The organism is Actinoplanes sp. NPDC048791, assembly GCF_040650095.1.
In the GTDB taxonomy this organism is placed as follows: Bacteria; Actinomycetota; Actinomycetes; order Mycobacteriales; family Micromonosporaceae; genus Actinoplanes.
In genome coordinates this window covers 1-16029 of sequence record NZ_JBEZGQ010000083.1, presented here as the reverse complement: position 1 = coordinate 16029, position 16029 = coordinate 1, and the positions used below count along the sequence as shown (strand labels likewise).

Annotated in this window: 15 protein-coding genes; 7 read left to right on the top strand and 8 right to left on the bottom strand. The window is 71.7% G+C overall.

The window, feature by feature from the left end; genetic code table 11:
• Positions 1-357 precede the first annotated feature (357 nt).
• Positions 358-1704: an AarF/ABC1/UbiB kinase family protein gene (locus AB0C29_RS09380; RefSeq protein WP_360817548.1), complete on the top strand. Its 1347-nt coding sequence runs from the start codon at positions 358-360 to the stop codon at positions 1702-1704.
• Between the two features lie 9 nt (positions 1705-1713).
• The gene (locus AB0C29_RS09375) at positions 1714-2241 is read left to right on the top strand and encodes a GNAT family N-acetyltransferase (RefSeq protein WP_360817546.1); all 528 of its coding nucleotides are present in this window, start codon (positions 1714-1716) and stop codon (positions 2239-2241) included.
• A gap of 408 nt (positions 2242-2649) precedes the next feature.
• Here the strand turns inward: AB0C29_RS09375 and AB0C29_RS09370 are convergent, their stop codons facing one another.
• The 3 genes from AB0C29_RS09370 to AB0C29_RS09360 form a co-directional block, all read right to left on the bottom strand.
• Entirely contained in the window at positions 2650-3012 is a 363-nt protein-coding gene (locus tag AB0C29_RS09370) for a WhiB family transcriptional regulator (RefSeq protein WP_360545029.1), read from the bottom strand.
• A gap of 139 nt (positions 3013-3151) precedes the next feature.
• Entirely contained in the window at positions 3152-3433 is a 282-nt protein-coding gene (locus AB0C29_RS09365) for a hypothetical protein (protein WP_246595442.1), read from the bottom strand.
• Positions 3434-3570: 137 nt separating this feature from the next.
• Positions 3571-5715 (bottom strand): ATP-dependent DNA helicase UvrD2, encoded by a 2145-nt coding sequence (locus tag AB0C29_RS09360; protein ID WP_360817543.1) that lies wholly within the window; start codon positions 5713-5715, stop codon positions 3571-3573.
• Positions 5716-5796: 81 nt separating this feature from the next.
• Here AB0C29_RS09360 and AB0C29_RS09355 point away from each other — a divergent pair, with 81 nt between their 5' ends.
• Positions 5797-6039, top strand: a complete 243-nt coding sequence (locus AB0C29_RS09355) for a mycoredoxin (protein WP_360545033.1) — start codon at positions 5797-5799, stop codon at positions 6037-6039.
• A gap of 52 nt (positions 6040-6091) precedes the next feature.
• On the opposite strand, the gene AB0C29_RS09350 is transcribed toward AB0C29_RS09355, so the two are convergent.
• The 4 genes from AB0C29_RS09350 to AB0C29_RS09335 all read right to left on the bottom strand — a co-directional run bounded on the left by AB0C29_RS09350 (position 6092) and on the right by AB0C29_RS09335 (position 10684).
• On the bottom strand, positions 6092-6973 hold the full coding sequence (locus tag AB0C29_RS09350; RefSeq protein ID WP_360817540.1) for a phytanoyl-CoA dioxygenase family protein: 882 nt from the start codon (positions 6971-6973) through the stop codon (positions 6092-6094).
• Between the two features lie 104 nt (positions 6974-7077).
• Positions 7078-8031, bottom strand: coding sequence for an NAD(+) diphosphatase (gene nudC / locus AB0C29_RS09345; RefSeq protein ID WP_360817553.1), 954 nt, complete (start codon positions 8029-8031; stop codon positions 7078-7080).
• Between the two features lie 41 nt (positions 8032-8072).
• Positions 8073-9392, bottom strand: coding sequence for a pitrilysin family protein (locus AB0C29_RS09340; RefSeq protein WP_360817537.1), 1320 nt, complete (start codon positions 9390-9392; stop codon positions 8073-8075).
• On the bottom strand, positions 9389-10684 hold the full coding sequence (locus tag AB0C29_RS09335) for a pitrilysin family protein (RefSeq protein WP_360817551.1): 1296 nt from the start codon (positions 10682-10684) through the stop codon (positions 9389-9391). Before AB0C29_RS09335 ends, AB0C29_RS09340 begins: the two co-directional genes overlap by 4 nt.
• Positions 10685-10854: 170 nt before the next feature.
• On the opposite strand from AB0C29_RS09335, the gene AB0C29_RS09330 reads away from it, so the two are divergent.
• Genes AB0C29_RS09330 through AB0C29_RS09315 form a run of 4 tightly spaced genes read left to right on the top strand, consistent with a single transcriptional unit; the run spans position 10855 to position 15000 of the window.
• The gene (locus tag AB0C29_RS09330) at positions 10855-11208 is read left to right on the top strand and encodes a hypothetical protein (protein ID WP_360545039.1); all 354 of its coding nucleotides are present in this window, start codon (positions 10855-10857) and stop codon (positions 11206-11208) included.
• Between the two features lie 4 nt (positions 11209-11212).
• A complete protein-coding gene (locus AB0C29_RS09325; RefSeq protein WP_360817534.1) occupies positions 11213-12484 on the top strand; it encodes a YqgE/AlgH family protein in 1272 nt (423 codons plus the stop codon).
• On the top strand, positions 12481-14556 hold the full coding sequence (locus tag AB0C29_RS09320; protein WP_360817531.1) for an SIR2 family protein: 2076 nt from the start codon (positions 12481-12483) through the stop codon (positions 14554-14556). Before AB0C29_RS09325 ends, AB0C29_RS09320 begins: the two co-directional genes overlap by 4 nt.
• A 57-nt stretch (positions 14557-14613) precedes the next feature.
• A complete protein-coding gene (locus AB0C29_RS09315) occupies positions 14614-15000 on the top strand; it encodes a hypothetical protein (RefSeq protein ID WP_360817528.1) in 387 nt (128 codons plus the stop codon).
• Here the strand turns inward: AB0C29_RS09315 and AB0C29_RS09310 are convergent.
• Positions 14981-15901, bottom strand: coding sequence for a radical SAM protein (locus AB0C29_RS09310; RefSeq protein ID WP_360817525.1), 921 nt, complete (start codon positions 15899-15901; stop codon positions 14981-14983). The two genes, AB0C29_RS09315 and AB0C29_RS09310, sit on opposite strands and share 20 nt — an antisense overlap.
• Between the last annotated feature and the right edge of the window lie 128 nt (positions 15902-16029).

Genomic DNA, 16029 nt, shown 5'->3' with positions numbered 1-16029 from the left:
GGCCACCCCCGCCGCCCCACCCGGCCACCCCCCCCCTCCTGCCGATGCAGCCGCCCCCGCCGAGCCACCCGACCCCCGCCGCGCCCGGACAGCCGGCCCAGCCGGCCCAATCGATGCGGAGTGGCCAGCACCGCCCCGGGCCACCTCCGCCATCCACCCGGCACCCACTCCACCCGCCGACACACCCACCACCGCCCTCGCGGGCGGCCGACACGGCCGGCGCGACCATCGGCGGAAAGGAGGCGTGGGTCACAGCGGGACGTCATTGATGGGCAGTGATCGGACTTTTGGCACGTCCCGGCTCGAACAAGAGCCGCGGGAGCGGTTGATCCGCGCCGCGTCGGTCACAATGATCTGGTGACCGACATTCCGCGTCGTGCAGCGTCCCGCACCGCCAAGCTCGCCGCACTGCCCCTCGGCTTCGCCGGGCGCACCGTGCTCGGCCTCGGCAAGCGGGTGACGGGCATCGCGACGGACGTCATCTCCGCCGACATCCAGCAGCGCACCGCCGAGCAGCTGTTCAGCGTCCTCGGCCAGCTCAAGGGCGGGGCGATGAAGTTCGGGCAGGCGCTGTCGGTCTTCGAGGCCGCGATGCCCGAGGAGATGGCCGGGCCGTACCGGCAGGCGCTAACCAAGCTGCAGGAGGCCGCCCCGCCGATGCCGGTGGCCAACGTGCACAAGGCGCTCGCTGAGCAGCTCGGTGCCGACTGGCGGGACAAGTTCGCCGAGTTCGACGACAGCCCGGCCGCCGCGGCCAGCATCGGTCAGGTGCACCGGGCGGTGTGGAAGCTGCCGCCCAGCCGCAAGGGCGCCAAGCCCAAGACGCTCGACGTCGCGGTCAAGGTGCAGTATCCGGGCGCCGGTGAGGCGCTGCTGGCCGATCTCAAGCAGCTCAGCCGGCTGGCCGGCATGTTCAAGATCATTCAGCCCGGTATGGACATGAAGCCGCTGCTCGCCGAGCTGCGCGAGCGGATCACCGAAGAGCTCGACTACGCCCTGGAGGCGGAGGCCCAGACCGCGTTCGCCGCCGGCTACGCCGACGACCCGGAGATCTTCGTGCCGCGGGTGGTCGCCTCGGCGCCCCGGGTGCTGGTGACCCAGTGGGTCGAGGGCATCCCGCTGTCGAAGGTGATCAGCGAGGGCACCCAAGAGGAACGCGACGAGGCCGGCCGGCTGATGGCGACGCTGCACTTCTCGGCGCCCGCCCGGACCGGTCTGCTGCATGCCGATCCGCACCCCGGCAACTTCCGGATCCTGCCCGACGGCCGGCTCGGCGTCATCGACTTCGGCGCGGTGGCCCGGCTGCCTGACGGCCACCCGGAGCCGATCGGCCGGCTGGTCCGGCTCGCCCTCGACGGCGACGCCCACGGGGTGGCCGAAGGGCTGCGGGACGAGGGCTTCATCAAGCCGGACGACGAGCTGGACGCCCAGGCGGTGCTCGCCTTCCTGCGCCCGATGATCGAGCCGGTGGCGGTCGACGAGTTCCGTTTCACCCGCGCCTGGATCCGCGGCGAGGCGACCCGGCTGTCCCGCCCCAAGTCACCGGCCTTCCAGCTCAGCCGCAAACTGAACCTCCCGCCGTCGTACCTGCTGATCCACCGGGTGACGCTGGGCTCGATCGGCGTGCTGTGCCAGCTGGAGGCGCAAGCGCCGTACAGGTCGATCCTGCAGAAGTGGCTGCCCGGCTTCGCCCCGGTCGCGTGACGCGTTGCGGTGACCACGCGCCTGATCCGCCTCGATGACGCGCCCGCGCTGAGCGCCGCCCTGCGGGACAACCGAGAGTTTCTCGCCCCGTGGGAGCCGGTGCGCGACGAGAGCTACTTCACCGAGGCGGGCCAGCATGAGGTGATCACCTCTCTGTTGCGCGGCTTCGCCGAGGGCACGACCCTGCCGCACGTCATCCTCGACGGGCGTCAGGTGGTCGGCCGGATCACGCTCACCGGCATCGTCCGCGGCCCGTTCCAGTCCGCCAACCTGGGCTACTGGGTGGTCGCGGCCGCGAACGGCCGCGGCTTGGCGACCGCCGCCGTACGCGAGATCGCCCGCATTGCGTTCGCGGATCTGAAGCTGCACCGCATCGAAGCAGGCACCCTGTTGCACAACGCGGCCTCGCAGAAGGTCCTCGCCCGCAACGGCTTCATTTGCTTCGGCACAGCCCCGAAGTATTTGAAGATCGCCGGCGAGTGGCAGGACCACGCCATGTTCCAGCTCCTGGCCCCCGACCCCGACGACCCGGCCTGACCTGTAAGGGGTGCCGGGCGCAGCCCGGCGAGCGCGACCATGCAAGCACCTGGCAGGGAGCGAAGCGACCGGTCCCCGCGGGAGCGACGGCCCGGACCCCGACGGACCGTGGCAACAAAGCACTTGATCTGAAAGCGAGCAAAAGAAAGGGGGCCCGCCCGCGGGTTGCGCGGACGGGCCCATCGGGTTCATTGCTCAGAGGCGTCCACCCAGTTCACGGGCAGCCCGGTGCCGGGCCTCCATCGCGATCTGACGGGCGGGTCGGTGTGCCTCAGGGTGAAGGTCGGCCTGAGGCCGACGCATTCGTGCGCGTGAGAGCGCTTCGTGGATGAGTTTCACCTTCGAGGTTCCATTCGTGTTCACGACTTTGTTTTTCCGTCTCTGGTCAGGGGTTGGTGGGTGGAAGTCTCAGGCCGCGAGGCGGACCGAGTTGCGGGACTCGAGGCCGTTCGCGGCGAGCCGCTCGTCGACCTCGACCTGGAGCTCGGCGTCGCGGGCGACGTCGACCTTGCGGGGACGGCCACGGGGCCGCTTGCGCGGCACGACGGCGCCACGCTCAAAGATCTCGCCGCCCCAGACACCCCAGGGCTCGTTCCGCTCGACCGCGCCGGCGAGGCACTCGACGCGCAGCGGGCAGTCCCCGCAGAGCGACTTGGCCAGTTCCAGCTGGGCCGGGGAGTCCGAGAACCAAAGGTCCGGGTCGAACTTCCGACAGGGCAGGTTTGCCTCGAGCTCGACGCTCACGTCGAGTGGGGCCAGCGCCAGACTCATAAAGCCCGGTCACCTCTCTCTTCTTCTCGATCTTCTGGATCGCGATACAGGTCGTGCACCGGCCGGTGAGCCGGCAAAAAAGTAGGCCGCGGATCCCGGTTACGGGTTCCGCGGCCTCGAGGTGAGCCGGATGGTCTTTTCAGACCGGCCTTCCTCGAGGCGGGACACCGCTGGCACCAGCCGTCATGCGCTTGGCGACGCCATTGCTGCCCACGAACCCAGTGGTCCCGTTGCTTCCGTCGACATCAACCAGGATCCGGACCAGCTCGGCCTGGATCTGGACCTGGTGCGCCTGCGAAACGGGAGCCCGCTCAGCGGTCAGCAGCGCCACGGGGGCGGATGCCGGCAGCCACGAGACGGACGGAGCGCAGACAGCAGCAAGCAGCGTCGACGGTCGCTCGATCGTGTAGTTGAGCTTCACCGGTGCCACCTCCTCCATCGCCTTGCGCTCGAGTCGTGCTCTTCAGACCCTTGATGAGCATGGTTTTAACCCGTGCTCGTCAAGGTGTGAACTGAGGCTAAGCCCGGCCACGGGGCGAGGGCAAACGAATTAAGGGACTAGTTTTCAAAGTTTTCTGACGGCGGCTCCGCGAGGCTCTCGCCGCCCACCAGAGCGAACACCGCGGCGCCGTACTGGCCCAGCTTGCGAGGGCCGATTCCGGCGATGGCCAGCAGCTCCGGCGCGGTGGCCGGCTTGCGCTCGGCGATCGCCACGATCGTGGCATCTGTGAACACCACGTAAGCAGGAACTTTCTGCTCCGCGGCGGTGCTCGCGCGCCAGGCCAGCAGGCGCTCGTACAGCTCCTCGTCGAGGTCCGACGGGCAGGTCGGGCAGCGGCCCAGCTTGCGGTCGGCACCGGCCATCAGCGTCGCCCCGCAGATCCGGCAGGAGACCACCGTGCTGCGGCGATTGACGGGTTTCCGACTGCCGCCCGCGACGCTTGCCTTTTCCAGCCCGGTGCGGGTGCTGCCCAGCTGCGGCAGGAACCGGCACGGTCGCCGCGCGCGGCCGCCCGGCGACCGGCTCTGGCCGTAGGACAGCCAGAGCCACTGCCGGGCCCGGGTCACCCCGACATAGAGCAGGCGGCGTTCTTCCTCGAGCTGCTCGGGGGTTTTCGCGTACGTCGTCGGCAGCGTCCCCTCCGCCAGCCCGACGAGGAACACGGCGTCCCACTCCAGACCCTTGGCGGAGTGCAGCGAGGCCAGCGTCACGCCCTCGACCGTGGGGGCGTGCTGCTGCTCGGCGCGGTGGGCGAGCTCCGCACAGAACGCCGACAGGGACACGTCGTGCTGCACCGCGCCGGCCTGGCCCAGCGGCAGCAGGTCGGGCGTGCGGGCGTACTCCTCGGCCAGGGCGACCAGCGCCGCCAGGGCCTCCCACTGCTCACGCTGCGCCCCGCCCGGCGGGGGCTGGTCGGGGGCCCAGCCGGTCGCGGAGAGCGCCTCGACGACGGCCTGGACCAGCGGGGTCTCCCCCGGGGTGGACCGCACGGCCGAGCGCAGCGCGATCATCGCCTGGCGCACCTCGGTGCGCTCGAAGAAGCGCTCGGCGCCGCGCACGACGTAGGGCACCTCCAGCTCGGCCAGCGCCTTCTCGTAGGCCTCGGACTGTGCGTTGGTGCGGAACAGCACCGCGATCTCGCTGGCCGGTGTGCCCGCCCCGATGAGGTCGCGGCAGCGACGGGCGACCGCGACGGCCTCGGCCGGCTCGTCCGGGAAGATCTTGAGGTCCGGCTCGGCGCCGGGCGGGCGCTGGCCGACCAGTTCGAGGCGCAGCTTGGCCTCGGTGCCGCGGGCCTGCTTGATCACCGCGTTGGCCAGGCCGACGACCTGGGGGGTCGAGCGGTAGTCGCGGACCAGGCGGACGACCACCGCGTCGCGGCGCTGGCGGGGGAAATCGACCAGGTACGCCGACGTGGCGCCGGTGAACGAGTAGATGGTCTGGCTGGCGTCGCCGACCACGGTGATGTCGTCGCGCCCGCCCAGCCAGGCGTCGAGCAGGCGCTGCTGGAGCGGGTTGACGTCCTGGTATTCGTCGACGACGAAGTGCCGGTACTGCGAGCGGACCTGCTCGGCGACGTCGGAGTGCTCCTCGATGCCCCAGACCGCGGCGCGCAGCATGTCCTCGAAGTCGATGACGCCCTGGCGGCGCTTGAGTGCCTCGTACGCGCCGAACACCTCGGCGACCTTGGCGGCCTCGTACGGCGGCTCGCGCAGCGCCTTGGCCGCGGCGACCACGTATTCGCCCGGCTCGACCAGGGACGACTTGGCCCACTCGATCTCGCCGGCCAGGTCCCGGGCCGCCGTGCGGTCGGCGCGGATGCCGACCCGGTTGGCCGCCAGGGCGACGAGGCGGGCCTTGCTCTCGACCAGCTCGGGCATCGCCCGGCCCTCGAGCAGCCGGGGGGCGAAGTAGCGCACCTGGCGCAGCGCCGCCGCGTGGAACGTGCGGGCCTGCACCCGGCCGGCGCCGAGGGCGGTGAGGCGGGCGCGCATCTCGGCGGCAGCCCGGGCGGTGAACGTGACAGCGAGGATGTGCCGTGGGCTGATCTCGCCCTTGAGAGTGCGGTAGGCGATCCGGTGGGTGATGGCCCGGGTCTTACCCGTGCCGGCCCCGGCGAGGATGCAGACCGGCCCGGCGGGGGCGGTCACGGCCCGCCGCTGATCGGGGTCGAGCCCGGCAAGCACGCGTTCGGCTGTCACAACCGGGAATCATGGCACCCCGGTCCGACGTTTCACGTGATGGCGTACCGCCATGTGATGTCTCCGAAAGGATCCCGTGCGATGTTGACCATGTACTCGACGTCCTGGTGTGGCTACTGTCACCGGCTCAAGTCGCAGCTCGACCGGGAGGGCATCCAGTACGACGTCATCGACATCGAGCAGGACCCGGCGTCGGCCGAGTTCGTGATGGGTGTCAACGGCGGTAACCAGACCGTGCCGACCCTGCGCTTCGACGACGGGTCCGCGCTGACGAACCCGTCGATCGTGCAGGTCAAGGAGCACCTGGCCGCCATCTCCGCCTAGCGGAGCCGGGGCGCAGCGGGGGCCGGTCGCATCGCGACCGGCCCCGTCCGCGTCACGGGATCAGCGCGGGGACGCTCGAGTCGAGAAGGCCCTGGCGCTTGAGCTCGCCGTAGAGCGGGGTGGTCTCGGGGTAGTGGCCCCAGGCGTGGTCGCCGCTGCCGTCGCCGGCCCCGCCGAGCAGCTGCTTCTGCACCGGCGTGAACGACGCCCACTCGGGCGTGTTGGGCAGGTCCGCGACCTCGTCGCGGCCGGCCACCCAGCGGTAGGTGTAGCCGAAGAAGGCGCCCACCCGGGTGATCGGCGAGTAGTTGTCCGAGCGCGCGTGCCACAGCCGCCGGTCGAAGACGACCAGGTCGCCCGGGTTGGCGGTGATCTGCAGTGCGCCCTCGGGCTGCGGCCACGGGACGCCGCGCGACGGCGGGCCCGGCAGCCAGTTGGTCAAGTGGCTGCCTGGCAGGACGGTGAAGTTGCCCCGGCCGGTCTCGCTCACGTCGGACAGCCAGTAGGCCAGCTTGACCGACATCCGCGGGCGCGGGTCGGTCTCCAGCTCACGGTTCTGCCGGCCGCCGTCCTGGTGCCAGTGCCACCATTCCTTCTGCTGCTCGTGGATCTGCGGGTGCACATCCACGTGCGAGTGGTAGACGTGCACGTTCCAGCCGAGGATCGACCAGATGTACTTGAACGCCTTGGGGTGATCCAGCAGGAACGCCAGCTCCGGGTTGTTGGTGACCGCGGAGAGCTGGTGCAGCGCGCCGTTGGCACCGAGACCGCCCTCGCGGGCCACCTTCTCCTTGGTGCGCAGGATCGCGGTGCGCGCGATCGCGACCTCGTCCTCGGTCAGCACCGCCGGGATGACCAGGAAGCCGTCGCGGTCGAACTGCGCGCGTTCCTCGGCCGTCATCGGCGTCCAGGTCTGCTCAGCAAGCAGGGACATCTATCTACCTCTTCCTCCGTGTCTGCTCTACCAGACGCTGGAGTGTCCCCCGTTCGTTGCTAAGTGAGTGTGAAGAATCCTTTGATTAGAAAGATGTGAATCCCTTAACGGGGGAAATCGCCCAACCATCGCTCAACGAGATAAAACGCGATCGAGGACCGCATGGGCAGATTCATCCGTACGCCGCTCTCCGGCTCCACGTAGTCGCCGGCGATCATCCGGGTGATGTCCTCGCGGGTGAACCAGCGTGCCTCGTCGATCTCCTCGGGATCCACCGTGATCGGCTGCTCCCGGTCCGCCACGGCGGTGTAGCCCAGCATCAGCGAGCCCGGGTACGGCCAGGACTGGCTGCCCTCGTACTGCCAGGACCGCAGCCGGACGCCGACCTCCTCCTGGACCTCGCGCACCACGGCGGCCTCCGCGGACTCGCCCGGCTCGACGTAACCGGCCAGGCAGGAGAACCGGCGGACGCCTCCGGTCTCGGGCCAGGCCGCGTTGTGTCCCAGCAGGCAGCGGCCCTGCGCTCCCGGCACACCGTCGTGCACCAGCACGATCATCGCCGGGTCGGTACGCGGCCACATGGCCCGCCCCTCGGCATCCACCCGGGACCAGCCCGCCTCGATGACCGTGGTGGGCTGGCCGTTGCGCGGGGAGAAACGGTGGCTGGCATGCCAGTTGCCCAGGGCCGCGGCGGTGGTCAGGATGCCGGCGTCCCGCGGGTCGAGGCGGTCACCGATGTCGCGCAGCGTGCGCGCCTCGGCGTCTTCGGACGCGGGCAACGGGGCGTCGATCGCGAAGATCGGCACGCCGGCCGGATCCACCCCCAGGAACAGCCGCTCGCCCTCGGGCGCCGCGTCGGCGCCGACGAGCACCAGCGTCGGGGTGCCGTCCGGGCGCTCGGTGACCAGCGCCCGGCCGCCCTTCGCGATGTCGATGACCAGCACCAGGCCGGTCTTCCAGGCCTCGGCCAGCCAGTCGTCGTCGGTGCGGTGGTGCGCCGCCCGGTCCAGGCTGGTCCGGGCGAGCGGCGGGACGGCCGGCCCCGGCTGCTCCCCCACGTCGGGTTGCTCACCGGTGCCGGACGCTGCCACGGGCTCGCTCACGCGGCCCCGCGTTCCACCGGGGTCAGGGCGGCCAGCGGTGCCTCGACCTTGTCGGCGTCGCCGAGCACCACCGTGACCGCCTGCGAGGGCGCCAGATACTTGGCCGCCGCCTCGGTGACCTGCTCACGGGTGGCCGCGGCCAGGGCCGCCGAGTGCTCGCTCAAGTAGTCCAGCCGCAGGCCGAAGCTCGCGTAGATGCTGGCCAGCCCGGCCAGCCCGGCCTGGGTGGACATGCCCAGCCGCAGGGTGCCCAGGGCATAGCGGCGGGCCTGCTCCAGCTCCTCCTCGCCCGGCGGCAGGCTGGCCACGCGGCCCAGCTCGTACAGGGTCTCGAGCATTGCCGGGCCGGTCACCTCGGTGGCCACCTCGGCCGCCACCACCAGCGCGGAGCCGGCGACGAAGTGCTCGATCGAGCTGTGCGGGCCGTACGTGTAGCCCTTGTCCTCGCGGATGTTCTCCACCCAGCGCGACGAGAAGTAGCCGCCGAAGACCATGTTGGCCAGCTGCAGAGCCGCATACTCCGGGTCGGTGCGGGACACCGCCGGCAGCGCCATCCGCAGCGACGACTGCACCGCGCCGGGCCGGTCGACCAGCAGCAGCGGGCCGGGCTCCAGCTCGGGCGTGGCCGGCACGTTGCCGTCGCGGCTCGGGCCGATCCAGCCACCCAGCGCCTTCTCGGCGGCGTCGATCGCCTTCTCCGGGTTGAGGTCGCCGACCAGCACGAGCACCGCGCCGTCCGGGCGGACCCGGTCGGCGTGCAGGGCCCGCAGCTGCGCCGGGCGGACACCCTTGACCTGCTCCGGCTCGGGCGTCTGCACCGCGTACGGGTGCCGGCCGTACATCCGGTGCAGCAGCGCCGTACGGGCCAGGTGGGCCGGCTGGCTCTGCGCGACCTGGATGTGGTCGACCAGGCGGTCCCGCTCGGTGGCCACCTCCTCGGCCGGGTACGTCGGGTCGGTCAGCACCGCCGCCAGAATCTCCAGCATCCGGTCGAGGCCCGCGGCCAGCGAGTTGCCGGTGACGAGCAGCCGGTCCGGGTCCAGCCCGGCCGACAGTCCGCCGCCGACGGCCTGGAGCTCGGCGGCGATGTCGATGCTGGACATCGTGGCCGTGCCGGTGAACAGCGCCTGGGACAGCAGGGTGGCCCGGGCCAGCGGCGCCCGGCCGAACGGCACCCGCAGCCGCATCTCGATCAGCGGCACCGCCTGGCGCCGGATCGCGATGACCGTCAGACCGCTGCTGAGCCTGCGTTCGGCCTGCTTGGGCAGCTTGAGCTTGGAGTCCGGAATCAGGTCCGGAAGTTCACGCGCAGTCACTGGTTGGCTCCCGGGATGACCTCGATGGTGGAACGGCGCTCCGGCCGCAGGGTGGCCGCGGCGGCGACGATCTGCGCCTCGGTGACCTCACCGACCAGCCGGGGCAGCTCGTTGAGCAGCTGCGGGCGGCCGCGCTGGGTCTCCAGGACGGCCATCGGCAGCGCCCGGCCGAGCACGGCGTCGGTGTCGCGCAGCAGGTGCGTGGCCATCCGGGCCTGGGTGCGGGCCAGCTCGCCCGGGGCCATGCCGCCGGTGGCGAGCCGGTCCAGCTCCTCGTCGATGGTGCGCAGCACCTTGTCCGCGTCGCCGCCCGGGGGCATGTGCGCCTGGAGCAGCATCGCGGTGGGGTTGCGGACCTGGTACTCGTCGCCCATGAAGCCGATGTAGCCGCCGACGCTGGTGACCGTACGGTCGCGCTGCACCAGCCGTTCGACCAGCCGGGACGCGTCGCCGTCGGTCAGCACCTCGGCCAGCACCACGTACGGCAGGTAGGCCTCGAACTCGGCGATCGGGTCGGGCAGGCGCCAGCCGCTGGCCACCGCGGGCAGCGGGGCGAGCCGGTCGGTGTACGACTCCCGGCGCTCGCCGTCGATGTCGGGCTCGGCGAAGTCGGGCAGGTCGGGCTTGCCCCGGGCCGGCACGTCGCCGAAGTGCCGCTCGATCAGCGTGGTCGCCTGGGCCACGTCGAAGTCACCGGCGACCGCGAGCACCGCGTTGCCACTGGCGTAGTACTTGTCGAAGAACTCCTCGGCGTCGGCCACGGTCGCGTGGTCCAGGTCGCCGAACGAGCCGTACCCGTCATGGGCGTTGGCGAAGGTCTCGAACATCACCGGGGGCAGCCGCAGCCACGGGAACCCGCCGTACGGCCTGTTCATGACATTGACCCGGATCTCCTCCTTGACCACGTCGACCTGGTTGCGCAGGTTCTCCTCGGTCAGGCGGGGGCCACGCATGCGGTCGGCCTCCAGGAACAGCGCCCGTTCGAGGGCGCCGGAGGGCAGCACCTCGAAGTAGTCGGTGTAGTCGAGGTGGGTCGAGCCGTTGAAGCTGCCACCGGCCCCCTGTACGTGCCGGAAGTGCGCCAGCTTCTCCAAGTTCTCCGAGCCCTGGAACATCAGGTGCTCGAAGAGATGGGCGAAGCCGGTGCGTCCCTCCGGTTCGGAGCGGATACCGACGTCGTAGACGACCGCCACCCCGACCACCGGGGCGCTGCGGTCGGGTGTGAGGACCACCCGCAGACCGTTGTCGAGGGTGAAGCGTTCCACCGGATACTTCGTCGCGGGAATCTTCATTTTGCGCGCCACACCAGAGAATCTAACCCCCCGGAGCGGCGCGTGTCCGATCCGTGGTCCGGCGCCCTCGATCGGCGGTGCTAGCTTTCGCGTAGTGAGTCCGTGACGCGAGGTAAATGCTTCGATATCCTGTCGCGTCCGATCCACCACCACGACGGGGAGACAGACCAGTGCCGGTACGGCTGCGCCTGGAGTGCGATTCGACCGCCGACGCGGAGTCGCTGCATCGCTGGTTGCGCCGGGAGCAGGCGGTCCGCGTCGACGGCGGCCTGGCCCTGGGCGGCGGCGACGATCCCGAGCTGATGGGCACGCTGCTCGACGTGCTGACCCTGATCATCGGGAGCGGGCTGTCCGCCGGCCAGTTGGCCCTCGCCGTGGCCAGCTGGCGCGACTCCCGCCGGCCGGCGCCCAAGGTGACGATCACCCACACCGCGGCCGACGGCACGGTCACCCGGATCGACGTGGCCGATCACACGTCGCTGGCTGTCGCGCTGACCGAGCTCGAGCAGCGCGAGCAGAAGTAGTCGCATGACTGACGTCACAGACCCGGCCGCGGCCCAGCTCGTCCTCATCGGGGTGTCGGCCTACCGGCGGCTCTTCGAGCTGCCCGCCGCCCGGCGCAACGTGACGGATCTGCGCGACCTCTTCCAGCACGAGGACCTGTGGGGAGTGCCGCCGGAGAACTGTCACGTGCTGCTCGACCCGGAGTCCCCGGCCGAGGTGAGCCGGGCGATCCGGCGGGCCGCGGCGGCGGCCGGCAGCGACGGGATGCTGCTGGTCTACTTCGCCGGCCACGGACTGGTCGACGTGGACGACGACAACCTGATCCTCGGGCTGCCCGGCTGTGATCCCGAGGCGCCCTACGAGCGGGGCGTCCCGTACGACTGGATCCGCCGGGCCGTCGCCGACACCCGGGCCCGCCGCCGGGTCGTGATCCTCGACTGCTGCTACTCGGGCCGGGCCGGGTCCGAGCTCGGGGGCGACGGCAGCGGCACGGACGCGGTCGCCGACAAGGCCGAGACCGAGGGCACCTGCCTGCTGGTCTCCGCGCCGGCCAACCGCCCGGCCATGGCGCCGCGCGGCGAGGTGCACACCGCGTTCACCGGCGAGCTGATCCGGTTGCTGCGCGACGGTCTGCGGCCCCCACCGCCGGAGTCCGTGCCGGCCACGCTGACTGTCCACACCGTCTGGCGCACGATCCGCCGGGCCATGCTGCGCCGCGGCTTCGAGCGTCCCGAGCTGCGGGCCCGGGACGCCGGCGGCGAGATCGCTCTGGTGCACAACCCGGCCGCGCCCCGGCACAATCTGGCCGGCAGCGTGCTCTACGCGGCGCCCTGGTTCGTCGACGAGGACCTCGGCCAGCGCGCGATCCTGGTGCTGCGGCACAACCAGACCGGTGCCCTCGGCGTGTGCATCACCCAGCCCGCCGGCGACATCCCGGACGAGTTCCCGGATGCCTGGCGTGCGCTGCTGCGCAACCCCGCGATGCTGTTCCACGGCGGCCCGGTGGCCCGCGACGGCTACATCGTGGTGACGCTGCTGCGGGCCGGCGCACCCAAGCCGCTGCGGTTCACCCCGATCCGCGAGCGGCTCGGCACCCTGGCGTTGTCGGCGGTGCCGGAGGATGTCGCCGCCACGGTCGACACCATGCGCGTCTTCGTCGGCTACCTCGGCTGGCGCGCCGGCGAGCTGGAGGAGTTCCTCGACCGCGGGGCCCTGATCGCCAGCCGGCACACCGCCCGGCAGGTCTTCACCGAACGGCCCGGCGAGCTGTGGCAGTCCCTGCAGGCGGCCCGATGACCGACCCGGGCGAAGGACTCAGCGCGGGTGAGGTGCTGCTGCTGGACCGGCTCACCGCCGGGCTGCGGGACGTCGACCAGATCACCCTGCTGCTCGGCTCCGGCGTGACAGCCGGCGTCATCCCGCGGGTGCAGGGCGTCCTGGACATCGCGGACAGCTTCGCGGCCGGGCGCAACGACGACGGCGCCCTGGAACGGGCCCTGGAGCAGGCGCGCTCGGAGCTCGTCGGGGCGCGCCCGATCGACGTGTACCGCGCCTACCGGCGGGTCTTCACCGACTGGGTGTCGGCCGGGGCGTTCGACGTGATCGCGCAGCAGGCGGTGCTGAAGGCGTACGCGGCACCGGACCCGATGGAGTCCCCGCTGGCCACCCACGGCCTGGGCCAGCGGCTCGAACGCGGCGTCGGCGAGGGCGTGGAGAACGACCGGTTCTCGTGGCAGCTGCCGCGCGGCGTCGAGGCGCTCGGGCACCTGCTCACCCAGGTCCCGGAGGCCTTCGACCACCGGGTGCTGACCACGAACTTCGACCCGCTGCTGGAAATCGCGATCCGCTCGGCGGGCGGCCGGGCGGTGAGCCTGCCGCTGGACCCGCGCGGCACGACCGGGACGACCCGCGGTGCCGACGGCGCGGTCCGGGTCTTCCACCTGCACGGCTTCTGGCGCCCGACGCTGCACGTCCGGGGCCCGCAACTGCTGCACGACCCGGCCCGCATCGCGGAGAACAAACTGCTCATCGCCGCGACCGCCGACCTGATCCGCGGCGACACCGTCTGCGTCATCGGCAGCAGCGACTGGTCCGGCACGCTGACCGCCGCCATCGCCGCGGCCGCGCGCACCCGGCCCGTACGCGTGCTCTGGGCCCTCAACGACCCCGACGCCGCCGGCGCGCTGAGCACCGCCGAGCGCCTGCGCGAGGCGACCGGTCTGCCGGTCGAATGCTTCCCCGGCGTCGACTCCGAACGGCTCTTCCCGGCCCTGGCCGAACGCGCGCAGGTGCCGGTGCCGCCGCGGGCGACCGGCCTGCGGCACCGGGTACGGCACCACAGCTGGGAACGCCAGCTCGTCTCCCAGCCCGGCACCCAGCCCCCGCGCGACGTGCCCGGCCTGCTGTTGCAGCTCGAACGCCGGTTCGGCTGGATCAACCAGCAGCGCGGCACGGTCGGCCCGATCCGGCTGCTCTGGCCGGTCCGGCTGCGCCCGCGCGCCTCGGTGATCCACATGGTCCAGGCATTCGTGGCGGGCGCGCTGGCCCGGCTCGGGGTCGAGGTCCGGGTCTGCATCGACGACGTGGGCTCGCGGGACATCGACGCGGCGGCCGCGTTCCGGGCCGACCTGGACCGCTGGATCGACCACACCGGGCACGGCGCGGTCCGCGAGTTCGTCAGCCTGTCGGAGTTCCTCGACCAGGTGCAGCGCCAGCCGGCGGACACCTCGCCGGAGTCGCTGTTGCGCCCGACGGACCCCTGGTCGGTGGCGCGCACCTTCTACGGCGAGCACAACCCGTCGCTGTACAGCCTGCTGGCGGCGGTCAAGGCGGTGCCCAACCTGACCTCGTGGGACGAGCTGGAGAAGAACGCGTGGCCGATCGTGCAGTCGGTGCTGCGGACGGACGCGAACAGGCTGCTCACGCCGTTGACGCTGTGGCCGTACCTGAACAGCATGCTGCTGGAGAGCGCGACCAACGACGTCATGACGCTCGGCGGGCGCGACGAGGCGATCCTGTGGGCTCAGTGGCGGCAGACGTTCGGCTTCGGGCCGGGGCATCTCTACAACCCGTACATCAAGAGCCTGAAGCACGACGCGCACATGCTGCGCTGGTCGTCCGAGGAGGAGCTGCGCCGGCACCTGCTCCGGACCCGGGAGCTGCCGGGCTGGGACGCCGAGGGCAGTTATGTGCCGTGGCTGTTCCAGAACGCGTTGCTGCTGCCCGGCTACCTCAACAACGAGCCGGTGCCGGAGACCGAGGACTTCCCGCTGGACTCGTGGGCGGCGTTCGTCGCGGCGATCGAGGACGGGCGCCCGGTGCTGGACCTGCTGGCGGCCCGGGTGACCGAGCTGTTTCTGCGGCCATGAGCACGGTTGCCCGTTCGGAGGTCGCGGTCTTGGCGCGGCCGAGTTAGCGTCTCAGGTATGACTGCCACAGTTGTGGAGCGCGTCGGGCACACCTCCGTCCCCTCGTCCGTCGAGGACGACGCCGCACTGTGCGTCACCGCTCTGGGCGTGGAGCTGACGGCGTACGTAGCCGGGGCCGCTTCCGTCGCGGAGTTCGAGTCCTGGTTCGCCGGTGGGCAACGCCCGGCCTGGCCGGTCCGGCGCCGGCTGGCCGCCGCGGCCGAGCTGGTCAACGTCTTCGAGGCCGCCAACCAGAGCGCGCTGGCCGCGGCCTGGCTGCGCGAGCTGGATCCGACCGGGTACGTCCCGGCCCGGGTGTTACGGATCTCCGAGGGCGACGAGGCGAGTGTGAAGTCGCTGCTCGAAGCGGCCGCCATCTGGGCCCTCACGCCCGCGGCAGAGTAGCGCCGACCGCCTCGGCCCACGGCGCCTGTGATCCGTTGAGGTAGCGGCCGGCGTGCCCGGCCAGGTCCACGTGGGCCCGGAAGTGCTTCAGCACGGCACCGCGGACCCCGATCCGGGGCAACGCGAAGAGACTCTTCCCGCCGTCCGCCACGTTCTCCACCGCGAGCTCGCCCTTGGCGCTGATCAGCAGCGTCGAGTTCGGCGCCCGGTGGGTGCTGGTCAGCCGGATGTCGATCGCCACCCCCTCCGCCGCTGTCCGCCGGACCAGGTCGTCCAGGACGTCCTGCACCCCGGCCGGCGCGAGCAGCGCGGCCCGTTGCGGGTGCGCCGCCTTGCCGACCGGCACGACAACGTGCAGGACCCAGGTGGTGACCCCGAGACCCACGAGTTGATCACGCAGCGCGAGCAGCGTCGCCAGATCGCCGTTGCGCGCAGTGACGACCGTCTGGACGCTGCACGGCACGTCCGCGCGGACCGCGCGCCGGATCGCGTCCACGGCGTAGACGGCCGAGCTGGCGCCCGGGGGCAGGTGCTGCCGGTTGGCCGGACGCAGCGCGTCGTTGCCGGCCGGATCGGCGCTGTCCAGTGACACCCGGACGTGCACCTGGTGGCGGCGCAGGGTGGGCAGCAGCCGGCTGAAGTCGCCCACGCCGGAGGTGTCCAGCACCACCGCCTTGCCGGTCTCGGCCAGCCGGGCGATGAGCCGCTCGGCCCGCTCGGCCCGGGCCAGCGGCTCCCCGCCGGTGACCACCCCGACCATCGCCGGGGTCGCCGCGGCGGCCCGCAGCACCCGGGCGAACCAGGTCTCGTTCTCCTGCTCGCGATAGCCGGTCATGAGATCGTCGGCGTGGCAGTAGAGGCAGCGCAGCGGGCAGTGCGCGGTGGCGAAGCAGTTCACCACCAGCGGCGCGGTGATCCGCGGGAGGACGTCGAGCTGCCCGACGACGGACCGGCCGAAGAACGCGCGCCGACCTTGTAGTAGCTCACGCCGGCCACGACGTGCAGCAGCTCCAGCACCTTGAAGAAGTG

Bases quoted from the DNA above. Each gene is read 5' to 3' on its own strand.
- AB0C29_RS09335 (WP_360817551.1), bottom strand. From the start codon at position 10,684: ATGAAGATTCCCGCGACGAAGTATCCGGTGGAACGCTTCACCCTCGAC.
- AB0C29_RS09355 (WP_360545033.1), top strand. From the start codon at position 5,797: ATGTTGACCATGTACTCGACGTCCTGGTGTGGCTACTGTCACCGGCTC.
- AB0C29_RS09370 (WP_360545029.1), bottom strand. From the start codon at position 3,012: ATGAGTCTGGCGCTGGCCCCACTCGACGTGAGCGTCGAGCTCGAGGCA.
- AB0C29_RS09325 (WP_360817534.1), top strand. From the start codon at position 11,213: ATGACTGACGTCACAGACCCGGCCGCGGCCCAGCTCGTCCTCATCGGG.
- AB0C29_RS09350 (WP_360817540.1), bottom strand. From the start codon at position 6,973: ATGTCCCTGCTTGCTGAGCAGACCTGGACGCCGATGACGGCCGAGGAA.
- AB0C29_RS09320 (WP_360817531.1), top strand. From the start codon at position 12,481: ATGACCGACCCGGGCGAAGGACTCAGCGCGGGTGAGGTGCTGCTGCTG.
- AB0C29_RS09315 (WP_360817528.1), top strand. From the start codon at position 14,614: ATGACTGCCACAGTTGTGGAGCGCGTCGGGCACACCTCCGTCCCCTCG.